The sequence below is a fragment of the Rhizobium sp. BK456 genome (assembly GCF_014194045.1).
Classification (GTDB): Bacteria; Pseudomonadota; Alphaproteobacteria; order Rhizobiales; family Rhizobiaceae; genus Rhizobium; species Rhizobium redzepovicii.
Window position 1 is genome coordinate 71,416 of sequence record NZ_JACIAO010000017.1, and the last position, 11,951, is coordinate 83,366.

Consider the following 11,951-nt stretch of genomic DNA (forward strand, 5'->3'; position numbering starts at 1 on the left):
ACCGTCATTGGAAGAGACCCCGATTACTGGACGCGTGCATTGGCTCGGTACCGACCAGCACGCGATACCCTCCTAATTCGAGATCATCGGGCAGGTCGAACCTCCGGAGCGGTCTGCGCTCCGCCATGCAGCCGAATAGCGTTGGCTACCAACTATTGGACGAACCTGGCGGTTTAGCGGCCGGCACCGAACACACTCCCAATTCTGCATTAGCTTGAGGCCTAATGCGCGATTATTCGTGCTTGCCGGGCAGGACTGAGCTCAACACCTGCCGCACCGTGCCGCGAATGACGCCTTCCTGATTTGGATCACCCTTCATCAGCTTGGCTGTGAGTATCTTCACTTGCTCAAACGTGAGATGCGGCGGCATCGTCGGGACTTCGGGGTCGGTTTTGACCTCAAGGAGAACAGGGCGGTCCGACGCAAGCGCGTCGTCCCAAGCCGGCCCCAAATCTTCCGCGCGATCGATAAACACACCCTTGAGACCAATGAGCTCGGCAAACCGGTGGTTAGGCAGATTGCGAATGCTCTGCGAGGCCTTGAACTTCGGATCGCCCTCCATCACACGTCGCTCCCAGGTCACCTGGTAAAGGTCCTCGTTGTTGGAACGGACGGTCCCGTGAACGCGCTCCGGTTCCTCATAGGGCAATTCCTGCAAATCGTTGGGCAGGATCAAGGCTGTCACGGTTTGGTTCGACAATGCGATTCGAACGGCGCTGTCTATCAGATGACGAACCTGCGCAGGCGTGGACGCCTGATGAACGAAATCCCCCGCGACATCCTTGAACAGGGCGGCCAGATCGACTTCCTGTTGGTAGTGCCCGCCAAGCGCGCCGCGGGCCTGTTGAACGACGATCGCGAGAAGTGGCCGATGGTCGGCGCGGGCATCATACATGCCGGTGACGAGATGTGCCGCCCCCGGGCCAGAGGTTGCGATGCAGACGCCAAGCTCGCCGGAAAACTTTGCGTAGGCAGAGGCCATAAAGGCAGCCATTTCCTCATGGCGTACCTGGATGAACTCGATCTTGCCGCCTGCACGGTTCAGCGCGCCGAAGACGCCGTTGATGCGGCCGCCGGGATAGCCGAACATGCGGACGCCCCAAGCGTGAAGACGGGAAACAACAAAATCGCCGACGGTCTGTTTCATATCGATGCCCCTTTTGTCTTGTCAAAAATGGAGCTGCAACAAACCCTTGCTTCCGGGTGTTGGTTTCGCAATTTCGGCATGTCGGTTTCCTGAAGGAGGTTGATCAAAGAGGTACGACGTGGACCTTCTCCCAGCGTCGGTCGCAGACCCGATCACGATTCACAGTCAGCGGAACTTTGGTCGAAAACCGTTTTCCATGCGTCAAATCTCATATCATCCAAGGAGATGTTCCATGCCTCAAGGTGACAAGTCCGCCTATACCGACTAGCAAAAGCGCAAGGCTGACCACATCGAGTAAGGCTACGAAGACCGTGGCATTTCCTAGAAGCAAGCCGAGGGCCGCGCCTGGGCCACCGTTAACAAGGAACGCGGTGGTGGCAAGAAGTCCGGATCCGGCCGTGGCCATGCCGATGACCACTCCTCCTCCAAAAAATGGGGGCGAAAGGGTGGTATCACGGACCAAGGCACAGCGTTCGGCCTCGGCCAAAAGGACCGCTGCACCACGCCCATCATTGACCCCTCGTACGGCGCCCGACCCATGGCGCCACTTCTGTGCTTCTTGAACTCTTCGTTAATGCGTTCGAGCGGTCGTCGGAAATCGGCCGCAGCATGCTAGTGATGGGCAACTTCGACAAATCATAAGGCATCGAATTTATGGTAAACGACCTGTTAAACAGACACTATCTCATAGTTAGCGTCCGTTACTGGATAGTCTGCAAGGTCGCTTCTGACTTCCGATAAGTAATGCTTATCGGAAGTGATTGATTTAAAGCCGCAAATCAATGAAAACGGCATCAAGGTACGGCCAATCGGCCGTATTGACACCCGATTTTCGCGCCTCAGGAGGCATTTTCGACATTCTTGCTGCGAATACGGCAACAGACGCCATCGCTCTTCGCGCCGAAACCCTCGACACCATCGCCGCGGTGCTGCCGATCGACCGGCGCGACAAGCTCGCCGAGATTCTCACCGACCCTCGAGACGCTCAAACATCTGGTCAATGAGGGCATGGGCGACAACACGCTTCGGGCGCTCGCCTCCGATCTCGCTTACCTCGGGTCCTGGTGCTTAATGGCGACCGAAGGTCCCCTGCCCTGGCCGGCGCCGGAAGCGCTGTTGTTGAAATTCGTCGCCCATCATCTCTGGGATCCGGCGCGGCGCGAAACCGATCCCAAGCACGGCATGCCGGCCGCAGTCGAGCAGGCGTTGCGGACTGGCGGTTTTCTGAGAACGTCGGGACCACATGCACCGGCGACCGTCGGACGACGGCTGGCCAACTGGTCGACGCTGACCAAATGGCGCGGTCTCGACGGCGCCTTCGGCTCCCCTGCCCTCAAATCAGCCATTCAGCTGGCGATCCGAGCCGCGCCAAGACAACGTCTTCGCAAGAGACGTCTTGGCGAAATTGCTGGCGACCTGCGGCGGCGACAATCTGCGCGATCTCCGCGATCGGGCGATCCTGATGGTCGCCTACGCGTCCGGCGGCCGCCGGCGCAGCGAAGTCGCTGGCCTGCGCAAGGAGCAGCTGACGATCGAGCAGCCCGTTGCCGGCGAGGACCCCTCCCCTCGCTGTCCATTCATCTCGGCCGCACCAAGAATTCCGGCGCCAGCCAGGACGAGGTCGTCTACCTCACCGGCCGGCCCGTCGAGGCGCTGAATGCCTGGCTGGCGGCGGCGAAGATCGACAGCGGCAGTGTGTTTCGGGGGATCGATCGATGGGGCCATGTTTCTGGCCGGGCGCTGGATCCGAAGGCGATCAATGATATCGTCAAGCGGCGGGTGGCGATGGCCGGGCTGGAGGTTGGCGAGTTTTCCGCGCACGGGCTACGATCTGGATATCGAGGCGGCAAACCGTGGCATCCCCCTGCCGGAGGCGATTGAGCAGTCCCGCCACCGCTCGATTCAACAAGCGTCAAGTTACTACAACAGCGCGACACGTCGAGGCGGGCGGGCGGCTCAAATGGTGTGATATATGATGTTCGTATGCGACGCGCGGATGCAGCGATTTGCTGTCACGGAGGAGAGTGGCGACTGACGCCGAGCATCCATGCCGAGGCGGGGAATTTCGTGCGGCTGTCCCAGATAGTCGCCCTCGCGACCGGCGCGGCAAGCCATTAGGCACAAAACAATGTGAACGCCGCGCGGCGCGCCAACTGACACAGCCCAAACATCGACATGTCGTCCTTGCAGATGAGTTGATCGATTCAAGCCCCGCCGTTGCGATCATTGGCCCGCGTCAGGCAAGACGACGCTGGCGCTCGCCATAGCCGAACAGCGCCCATCAATCTATCTCGACCTGGAATCGGATGCCGACCGCGCCAAACTCACCGAGCCGGAACTATATGCCCGCGTTTCGACCGACGATCAGCTCAATGATGCCCGGGTCGATGATTTGCGCGCGGCCGGCTGTCAGCGCATTCAAGAGTTACGGATCGGGTGCGTCCCGCACAAGGCCGGCGCTCACCAAGCTGCTGAAGGAACTCGCAGCCGGAGACGTGCTCGTCGTTGTGCGCCTCGATCGTCTGGCCCGATCGGTCAGCCATTTGCTCGAGTCCAGAAAAAGCCCCTTACCTATAACTCCGGCAATGTTTCAAACGGATCGAGTGCCTGAACGCCCAAGGGGCCGAAATGGCGCATATTACGGGTCAAGACCGTCAACCCGTGCACTTTAGCCGTGGCGGCTATCGCAATGTCTTCAAAACCCGGCTTGTGGGCGCGAGCGTCATCGAGAATCCGGCCAGCAGCATGCGCGCATTTCAGATCAAACGGCAACAGCTTCTGCGCGTAGAGATATTCTATGCTCTCCCACCACTCTTTTATCCGCTGTGCCTTGGTGGTCGCGCCTTCCCGCTCGGCTTTGGCGATCCCAAATTTGACCTCAGCGGCCGAAATGACCGACAAAAACAATTTCGAACTTGCCTGATCGAGCCATTCGACAAGCTGGCCGGGACTTTGCCGTTTGGACGGGGCAAGGGCGGATATGACGTTCGTATCGACCAGGAACATCAGAGATCAACGGCGCGGGTCGGCTTGCTCCTGCGAGCAGGGATATCAGTTTCATCGCCGGGGAACGCTGCCAACAAGCGGCCAAAGCTTGGCATGCGGGACAACTTTTCATACTCCTCGAACGAAAGAACCACAGCTTCCTTTTTGCCGTGCCGAGTGATGATAGCCGGATTACCATGGACAGCCTGATCGATAACCGCAGAAAAAGTTGCCTTGGCATCCTTGAGCTGGATTTCTCTCATATGGGCCTCCGTTGTGACTATAGTAGTCATATATCAGGATGGGGATACTTGAGCAAGAGTTTGAAGTTTCCGAAACTCCGATTTTTTAGTGCCGCATGCTGTACAAGCCGCCGCTATGGACGACATCTGAGTTCCGTAGCGAGATATGCAGTCCCCAATCCCAATCCGGTCCCCGGAGGCTAATTGGATACGCGCGGGTGTCGACAGAAGACGAAGTCAACGACACCCAGCTGCTCGAGTTGCGACCGGCTGGTTGCTATCGCATTCACATGAGCACGGCTCCGGGGCATCAAGGGTAAGGGCCATCCTGAGAAAGCTTCTCCGCGAACTTGTCTCGAGCGCCGTGCTCGTTGTCGTCCCTTTGGATCGGCTACCGCGCTCCGTTAGCCATTTGTTGCTGTCGTCCAAGACCTAGAGAAATGGGCGTTCACCTCCGGTCCCTTTGTGATCCAATTGACACCCCGACGCCGCAAGGCATGTCTTCTCTCCAGGTATTGCGTGGCGAAGCCCAGCTCGAGCGTGCGCTCATCGCGATGCGAACCAAAGAGGGCATGATGGCGGCTAAAGTGAGGGGGAGGCTCGCCGGAATACAAGACTTCGCGAGCGGCGACCGTAGGCTATCCGTGCTGTCTCCGCCGCTCGCAATCGGGCTCATTTGGACGAACTGATCTTTGGCGCAGAAATGGTTGCCGACCGTTCACAAGCTGCGACCGCAACATAGTTGGGGCAACGTCGTGGTGATCCCTAAACGCAAAGACCACAGCTGGACGGCCGAACGCTTGCGCCGGAGGTTCACCGGGTGGTACTTGAAAGGCTTGCCGAGCCAGAGCTGCTCGCCCGCCGCCGAAGGACAATCTGATGAAGCTGGTTGCCGCGATCGCGATCGCCGATCCCGACCTTTCGCTTCGAGTGGTTGCTGCGCAGTTCGACCAGATGCATGAGCGACCGCCGCGTGGTGGCCGGACATAGCAGCCGTCTTCAGTCAGAGCGCTGTCGGACAAAGCGCGCCGCTCGAGCGCAAACGCTTATGAGTGCTATTATAACGCAGCCGAACGAAGCGCGTTGGATTGGCGACATATGGGTCTGCTATCCTTTGGACATAGTCGATTCTAACCTCCCAGATGCTCTCTAGGTCTCCGCGTCAGCTTCGATCCAGCATACGAGCGATAGTTTTCCTCTTTATCGCTCATGTGATGGATTAAAGTGAGTTATAGAAAGGGCGTCTATAATTCATGAAACTTCATCTATGCTCATGCGCCGCTTGAACCACTCGAAAGCCGATTCCTTCCGTCCGTGGGGCGAGTGATTGGCGCAGCCCTTCATGTCAGCGATGACGAACGCAATCTGCTTCGTATCGAGCTTGTAAGCGGCAAGGCAGGGAAAACCCCGAGACTGAGGGCGAAATGCTTGATCAATTGAGCGTGCAATCCTCATTGCGCCGCCCGCTCAGCACCTATCCGTAACGTTCACGCAAGCTGTGTCGCTTTTAGTGGTTGACCTTCTTGAAGGAGGAGACCGGTCACAGCCCTGTCGGCACGCAACGTCCAAAAGGTAACAGCTGTTACTTTTGCTGCGCCACTCACATCGCCGTACTTTACAGGATTGAAGACGAAGTACGCTGCCGGACGCAGGATGATGGTCGTACCACCAGGCGAGAAAAGAGCCGTCCGATCATCGATGGCCTTCGCATCACCCAACACCACACTCTCATCAGTCAGAACAAAGCTGGGCGAAACAATCCAGTGTGCCCTGTAAATATGGCGTTGGCTGACCCGGTTCACAGACGAGGGACGGGTCGAGATCTGCTCCAGCACAGTCGAGCGATCCGTCAGGCCAATAGCCCTCCATCGCAAGGATGCATTGTTTGCAGGTTCCGAACAGAACACTGGGCGAACATCGCTTCGCTCATCGAGACCGCCAAGCTCAATGATGTCGAACCGCTAGGCCATGTCTCCGACGTGCTCACCACCACCGTCAACGGCCACCCATCCGATCGACGAGTTATTGCCCCCGGGCATAGCGCACGGCAAAAATGCTTCGATAAGATTGGCAGCGATTGCATCTTATGGGAGCAGGATGGAATCGACTTAGCTGGTTCTTAGCCAAGAAGATCGGCGCCGTGAGGAGTCCAATCGTCGTCCAGGCGGCTGGTGGTTCCTCGCTAAATGGCTCCCTGACACCGAAGGGCATGATATCGGGCCGCTCAAAACCAAGTCGGCAGCAATAGCTGAAGCAGAACGCCTGGCTGCTCAGCAGTGACGAGCCAAAGCCGGCCGCTAAGAAGCCGACGCCGATGGACATTTTGGAGCTTATAAGGACGCGCAAGGCTGCTCAGACCGAAACCTGGGCTCCATTCGCAGCGGCACTTTACGACGCCCTGGCGGAAAAGTGGAGTGAAAACATTTCGCGGTGGCCTGTCACACAGCCTACCGTTCAGACCTGACTTGGTATCACCTAGTCGTTGAGCACGGCGGTCGATATTACGTTTCACTTGTCGAGTTCAGCAATGAAATCCTCCGAAACCGCTTGAAGATCCACCCTGCGGTCCAGTTCGATTGGGAATTTGGGCTGGAGCACGCGACGGATGTCAAGAGGAAGCAGACTACGACGCGCTACATTCGCTTTTGCTTCACGCCGCGCGGTGAACAAGATGAAAGCCTTACAGGTTCCGCTTTGACCCTATGCGAACCCAGACGATGTCCGCACCATCGCATACGAACTATCATCGGCAACATAACTGAGCGGTGCCCTCGATCGGCAGCCAAGCAGCTCCCCTTTCGATGGACAGGAGGAATGGGACTTCACGGTCACAGCTTTGTCGGCAGGGACTTCAGGGCGTAGTACCGCCCTCACCGTCTGTTGTGGAAACCACATTGATGACCGGATCACGATCATAACATTGCCACATCATTGCTCAGCGAATAATTTTCATCCAGACACCCTTGGGTTCCGAGGATTGCGGTTCGCGCTCGCTACGACTCTCGAAGCCCGAAACCGGGTCTCTCGCCTGAGAGAGACCCTCGGCGCGGTCCAGCTGTATTAGCGCCCAAGTCATCGACGATGAACGCTTAGCCGATTCACATTCACTTGCGTAACGTAGCATAGCCTAGGCGCCCAACGGTAAGGCCATGCTCGAAGACTGTGAAAAACTATCCAGTGGCGGCGGGATTCACCCGGGCCCGAACAGACGGTCCCGCGACGCGTTCATGGACACGAAGGAAGATCGCGTTACAATCCGGAGACCTTGAGCCGATATTTGACGCAGCCCCCGTTTGTGAAAACCGAGTGATTTCAGTGGTTTCATGCGGTTAGTCCCGACTAACGACCAATGAGGTCCCATCGTCGACGCCCATTGAGCAATTCCAGCGAACCAACGCGGGCATCTGTCTTCCCCGTGAAACTATTAGAACTGAAGGTCAGACCATTTGGGTGATTGGACGGCGGTGGGGCTACGATTTACCCAAGCTTCACACCAGCAACTCTACAACCAACACTAAACTTTCACTTCTCAGGGCATCCAGTATACGAATCCCGGTATTACAGTAGAACGCAGTTTGCTGCCAAACCGTGAAATTCGCAGAAATAGACGATGGAAACCCACGTAGTTCAGAAACGCCCGTTATTTCAGTGGTTTAGCGCCGTTAGTCGCAACTAACAGCGTTTTAGACTGCTTGAAGGACCTTCTCGCCGTTGTTACGAAGCAATGCCATGATAGCCGGCCCGAGAGAAAACTCGCGCCGCTCCGCTCGCCGCGTCAGATCACGCAGATATCCGCCTGGCGAATTGATCAAATTTGCGCGCTCAAGAATACAACCAACGGCGACCGCTGCGTTTTCCGGCCCCATGACCTCGCAGGCATCTTGATAGGCGGACGGGCTAATCCCCAGCATTGATCTAACCACTACGGCGGCCGACATGAGGTCTCGCCAGCTTCCCACTGCTCGGTTCGGCCCGTAGTCGGCCATCTGCTGACAGGCCTTCAGCACAATACCAAGCGGGAAAGATTTTAGCGGCTCAACACCTGTCCTGCCGGACTTGCTCAGCTTTTCGGCCTGCTCTTTTTCAGAGCTAGGTTCAAGTTCATTAAAGAAATCGGGGTTTGAATTCTGTATGTGCTGCTCAATATGAGCATCATTGGTGCTATTAAAATGTAAATTCGACTGATTACTCAATTGATTAAGGACCTCTTCGCGAAGGAGTTCCATCTCGTCGAGAACATCCGTTACGTCTGTCATGGTTGGAGAGCGCGGAATGCGGCCGACAAGCTCCACGTACATTGCTTCAACAGCGGCCCAGTTACCATCGGCGCCCTCCTCCATTGCCGCCGAAATAAGCTTTCGAACGTCACGGCGGCAAATAGTTAGATTCTCCTTGGCTTTCCTGAAGGCCGAACGCGCCGCCACGACTTTCTGCGCGACGAGGGCCAACTCTTCCGATCGGGCAAGGATTGGCGACAGGTCGAACCCGAAGGCGCTCTCGATCTCGCCCGCGCCATTCTTTCGAGCATAACGTTTGCCGTTGGCGCTGTCTTTCCGGACGATTAATCCACAGTCCACGAGCAATGCAAGATGGCGCCGAAGTGTCGCGCCGGCCATGCCGTGGGCGCGAAGGATCAATTGTGCGTTTGAAGGAAACACGACCAATTGTGCGTCCTGGCGCAATTCGTTTTCCGGGTAGAAACTCAGGAGGGCGTCAAGAACAGCGAGGCTGTTTGACTGCAGACCAAGCTCTTCCCGGGCTTCGGAAGCGTCCCTGAAGACCTTCCACTTCTCGACTGATTTGCCGGCTTTGATCTCGTTGGTCGCAACCTGCCGCTTCACAAGAGCGAGCGTCATCGGCCGCCGCCCAAAGGGCGTCGTCACACTTCCAGTCTGCATCGTCTTTCACCCTTCAGAAGGCAAAAGAAATCGGCTCACCAAATCGGTGCCAAGACTCTTGACGAATATTCGTGGAAGTGCGATTCTCAGGGTGCTTAGATCTGAAAGAGGTTTCCACGACGGCGACGTTTTGGGGGCCTTTTTCTTTTTCCGCTTAATCTCCGTTCTTCAATTGGTCTGTAGCGCCGCTCTTGGAGCGATGCTCCTCAAAAAGTGCGGGCAATCGTTCGAGGACGAAGGTTGCAAAATCAGGCATCTCGCGTCGATCGATCGAGAGGTCCAACTTGGTTTTGCTCTTCGTCACCTGCGCCAGACGCACGCCCGTGGGCGTCGTCAAAAGGTCTGGAAGGCCTCGCCTTGCTGGTGCCGGTTTGAGGTGGGCGACAAGCGACTTGAACCGGTCGGGCGAGGGCAGGGATTTCGCCTCCGCCGATCGCAAGAAGGTCGACGCCTGTTCGAGGTCGTTGTCGCGCGCCAGAAGATCGGCGAGACCGACCCAACTTTTCAACCCAATTCCGGGCGCCGAGCCGATTGCGTCGACAATTTCCGTGGGGATGCGGGTCACCACCGACAGCATGTTCGAGAGATCACTTTTGTAGACTGACAACGCTGCCATCACCACGTCTCGTGAAAACTGCTCGGTCAGCCGGGAGGCAAAACGTGCCTTTTCGATGAATGTCAGGTCCTGGCGTTCATTGTTTTCCTGACCTTGGGCTATTACCAGTTGCTCGTCGGTCAGTTCCCTGACAACCGCCTTGACGGGCAAGTTAAGTTCCGAGACTGCGCGCAAACGACGGTGCCCAAATGCGACTTGATAACGGCCCGGTGCATCGGGGTGAGGGCGCACCAGAATAGGGATTTGCTGGCCTTGTTCGCGGATTGCTTCAACAAGACCTTCAATATCACCCGGCATGCGGTCCTGAACGAAAGATGGATCGATCATACCCGCATCGAGCTCAATGATGGTCTGGCCTTCTGCCAGGCGCTTTTCGATCTCTTCGGCACGCTCGAACCTCGCCTTGCCTTCTGCAAAAGCGCCGCCAACCTGGCTCGTGAGACGCGAAGATGTCGGCGTCGCCCCTTCCGCTGGGTGGGAGCCCAGGAGCGGAAGAATCGTTCGGCTCTTAATCGGTCTTTCAACCGGCACCTCGACGGCAGCGGTTGGCTTTGGGGTGCGGAGGATGTCCTTCCTGCTCATGATTTTCTTCCCCATGCTTTCTTGATCAGCGACTCGATCTCTTCGTTGACGTTGTTCATCGCCTCCAGCGCGCGATCGTAGGTCGCCCGGGTGAATTGGCCTCTCTCAACCTCGAAAAGGGTCTGGTTCGTGAGACCTGCATCGGAAACGGCCGTTGTCTTCAGCATTGGGAAGTTCAGAACATTTTCTCCGAAAATCGCCCTGAGATACCCGACCATCTGGTTCTGTGGCCCGTCACTCGGCTCGAAACGAGTGATGAGATAACGCATCCAGTTATAGTCGAAGCGCGCACCGTGCGAGGAGATCTCCCGAAGTAAGTCGGATGTCATCGACAAAAACTGGTTCATCGACATTACGTCGAGCATCTGCGGATGCACGGTAATCAAAACAGACGTTGCTGCGGTCAGCGCAGACAGGGTGAGGTAGCCGAGCTGTGGCGGGCAGTCGATTACCACAACGTCGTAATTGGGCGCCACTTGGTCAAGCACCTCGCTGATCCGGTGGAAGAACATGGTATCGCCGATCTTCCGCTTCATCAGCGCCCGCGGCGTATCGTGTTCGAACTCCATAAGCTCGAGGTTGCCGGGGATAAGATGAAGATCAGGAATGTAGGTCGCGCGAACAATTTCGGCCATTGGGCGAGCGTCGTCGTATCGAATCGCACCATAAAGCGTCTCGTTTTCGCCGACATCGGTTTCTGGCTGGTTGCCAAAGAGTGTGGACAGGCTCGCCTGCGGGTCAAGATCGATTGCGAGCGTGCGGTAGCCGCGAAGCGCGAGATATTGGGACAAATGAGCAGCTGTCGTGGTTTTGCCGGACCCGCCCTTGAAATTCATGACCGAGATAACCTGCAACGCTTCATCGTCGCGGCGGTGTGGAAGATAGCGGCGATTGCCACGGCCCACCTGGTCGAGATGCTTCCGGATCTTGTGCATGTCTTGGACGGAATACGACCGACGGCCGGTAGGACTGGTGCTGACCTGCAGACCCTCAAGCTCGTTTGCGAGCTGACGAAGATATACTTCTTTCACGCCGACCAGTTTTGCCGCCTCTGCCGGCTGAAACGTGCGAATGCCTTTTTCCGCGGTGGGGGGAAAGGTCGCGAGCTGATGATCTTGCAGTTGCGCCGACAAAGAACGAGAATGGCGCTCAATCAACCCCATCAGGTCTTCATCTTTTGGCGGTAATTTTTCAGCGATTTTGGGCATCCCCGGACCTGATTTCTTGAAATAGCGCTTTTGAGCGGAATTTCCTAATCACTCCGCTGCTGACAATAAGCATCGATTCTAACAGACTGGCAAGCTATTTAGGGTTAACAAAACCTTAAAGCCCGCGCCTGGAAAGCACACTTCGCGGCCGGTATGTGGTTTGAAAACAGAGTGTTAGTGCCGCCGCGGAAACAAAATGGCCCGAATCCATCAACTGGAATCTTTACACACCGTGCCAGGGTAGCTGCCATCCAGCCAATCGACGTTGATAAT

The 11,951-nt window shown here is 56.8% G+C and carries 8 protein-coding genes and 4 pseudogenes; 5 read left to right on the forward strand and 7 right to left on the reverse strand.

Features of this window, described 5'->3' with window-relative positions; genetic code table 11:
- Positions 1-232: 232 nt before the first annotated feature.
- A complete protein-coding gene (locus tag FHX03_RS32360; protein ID WP_183857240.1) occupies positions 233-1,147 on the reverse strand; it encodes a thiamine pyrophosphate-binding protein in 915 nt (304 codons plus the stop codon).
- A 289-nt stretch (positions 1,148-1,436) separates the two neighbouring features.
- Here FHX03_RS32360 and FHX03_RS34810 point away from each other — a divergent pair.
- The 3 pseudogenes from FHX03_RS34810 to FHX03_RS35160 all read left to right on the forward strand — a co-directional run.
- A pseudogene (locus FHX03_RS34810) lies at positions 1,437-1,710 on the forward strand (plasmid stabilization protein).
- A 294-nt stretch (positions 1,711-2,004) separates the two neighbouring features.
- Positions 2,005-3,116, forward strand: a pseudogene (locus tag FHX03_RS32365) (site-specific integrase).
- A gap of 184 nt (positions 3,117-3,300) precedes the next feature.
- Positions 3,301-3,696: pseudogene (locus FHX03_RS35160) on the forward strand (recombinase family protein); the annotation flags it as partial.
- A 22-nt stretch (positions 3,697-3,718) separates the two neighbouring features.
- On the opposite strand, the gene FHX03_RS32375 reads toward FHX03_RS35160, so the two are convergent.
- Together FHX03_RS32375 and FHX03_RS32380 are read right to left on the reverse strand one after the other, a co-directional pair.
- The gene (locus FHX03_RS32375) at positions 3,719-4,153 is read right to left on the reverse strand and encodes a type II toxin-antitoxin system VapC family toxin (RefSeq protein ID WP_183782192.1); all 435 of its coding nucleotides are present in this window, start codon (positions 4,151-4,153) and stop codon (positions 3,719-3,721) included.
- Complete coding sequence (locus FHX03_RS32380; protein ID WP_183782189.1) at positions 4,153-4,395, reverse strand: type II toxin-antitoxin system Phd/YefM family antitoxin; 243 nt, start codon at positions 4,393-4,395, stop codon at positions 4,153-4,155. Before FHX03_RS32380 ends, FHX03_RS32375 begins: the two co-directional genes overlap by 1 nt.
- A gap of 95 nt (positions 4,396-4,490) precedes the next feature.
- Between FHX03_RS32380 and FHX03_RS32385 the strand changes: the two are divergent.
- Positions 4,491-5,361: pseudogene (locus FHX03_RS32385) on the forward strand (recombinase family protein); the annotation flags it as partial.
- Between the two features lie 500 nt (positions 5,362-5,861).
- On the opposite strand, the gene FHX03_RS32390 reads toward FHX03_RS32385, so the two are convergent.
- Entirely contained in the window at positions 5,862-6,209 is a 348-nt protein-coding gene (locus tag FHX03_RS32390; RefSeq protein WP_183857242.1) for a hypothetical protein, read from the reverse strand.
- On the opposite strand from FHX03_RS32390, the gene FHX03_RS32395 reads away from it, so the two are divergent.
- Positions 6,196-6,339, forward strand: coding sequence for a hypothetical protein (locus tag FHX03_RS32395; RefSeq protein WP_312865357.1), 144 nt, complete (start codon positions 6,196-6,198; stop codon positions 6,337-6,339). The genes FHX03_RS32390 and FHX03_RS32395 overlap by 14 nt on opposite strands.
- Positions 6,340-8,057: 1,718 nt before the next feature.
- Here the strand turns inward: FHX03_RS32395 and repC are convergent.
- The 3 genes from repC to repA all read right to left on the reverse strand — a co-directional run bounded on the left by repC (position 8,058) and on the right by repA (position 11,678).
- Positions 8,058-9,272 carry a plasmid replication protein RepC gene (gene repC / locus FHX03_RS32400; protein ID WP_183857244.1) on the reverse strand — a complete coding sequence of 405 codons (1,215 nt, stop codon included), beginning with the start codon at positions 9,270-9,272 and terminating at the stop codon, positions 8,058-8,060.
- 154 nt (positions 9,273-9,426) lie between these two features.
- Positions 9,427-10,470 carry a plasmid partitioning protein RepB gene (repB, locus tag FHX03_RS32405; RefSeq protein ID WP_183857246.1) on the reverse strand — a complete coding sequence of 348 codons (1,044 nt, stop codon included), beginning with the start codon at positions 10,468-10,470 and terminating at the stop codon, positions 9,427-9,429.
- Positions 10,467-11,678, reverse strand: coding sequence for a plasmid partitioning protein RepA (repA, locus tag FHX03_RS32410; protein ID WP_183857248.1), 1,212 nt, complete (start codon positions 11,676-11,678; stop codon positions 10,467-10,469). Before repA ends, repB begins: the two co-directional genes overlap by 4 nt.
- Positions 11,679-11,951: the final 273 nt, after the last annotated feature.

Bases quoted from the DNA above. Each gene is read 5' to 3' on its own strand.
- FHX03_RS32360 (WP_183857240.1), bottom strand. From the start codon at position 1,147: ATGAAACAGACCGTCGGCGATTTTGTTGTTTCCCGTCTTCACGCTTGG.
- FHX03_RS32375 (WP_183782192.1), bottom strand. From the start codon at position 4,153: ATGTTCCTGGTCGATACGAACGTCATATCCGCCCTTGCCCCGTCCAAA.
- FHX03_RS32380 (WP_183782189.1), bottom strand. From the start codon at position 4,395: ATGAGAGAAATCCAGCTCAAGGATGCCAAGGCAACTTTTTCTGCGGTT.
- repC (WP_183857244.1), bottom strand. From the start codon at position 9,272: ATGCAGACTGGAAGTGTGACGACGCCCTTTGGGCGGCGGCCGATGACG.
- repB (WP_183857246.1), bottom strand. From the start codon at position 10,470: ATGAGCAGGAAGGACATCCTCCGCACCCCAAAGCCAACCGCTGCCGTC.
- repA (WP_183857248.1), bottom strand. From the start codon at position 11,678: ATGCCCAAAATCGCTGAAAAATTACCGCCAAAAGATGAAGACCTGATG.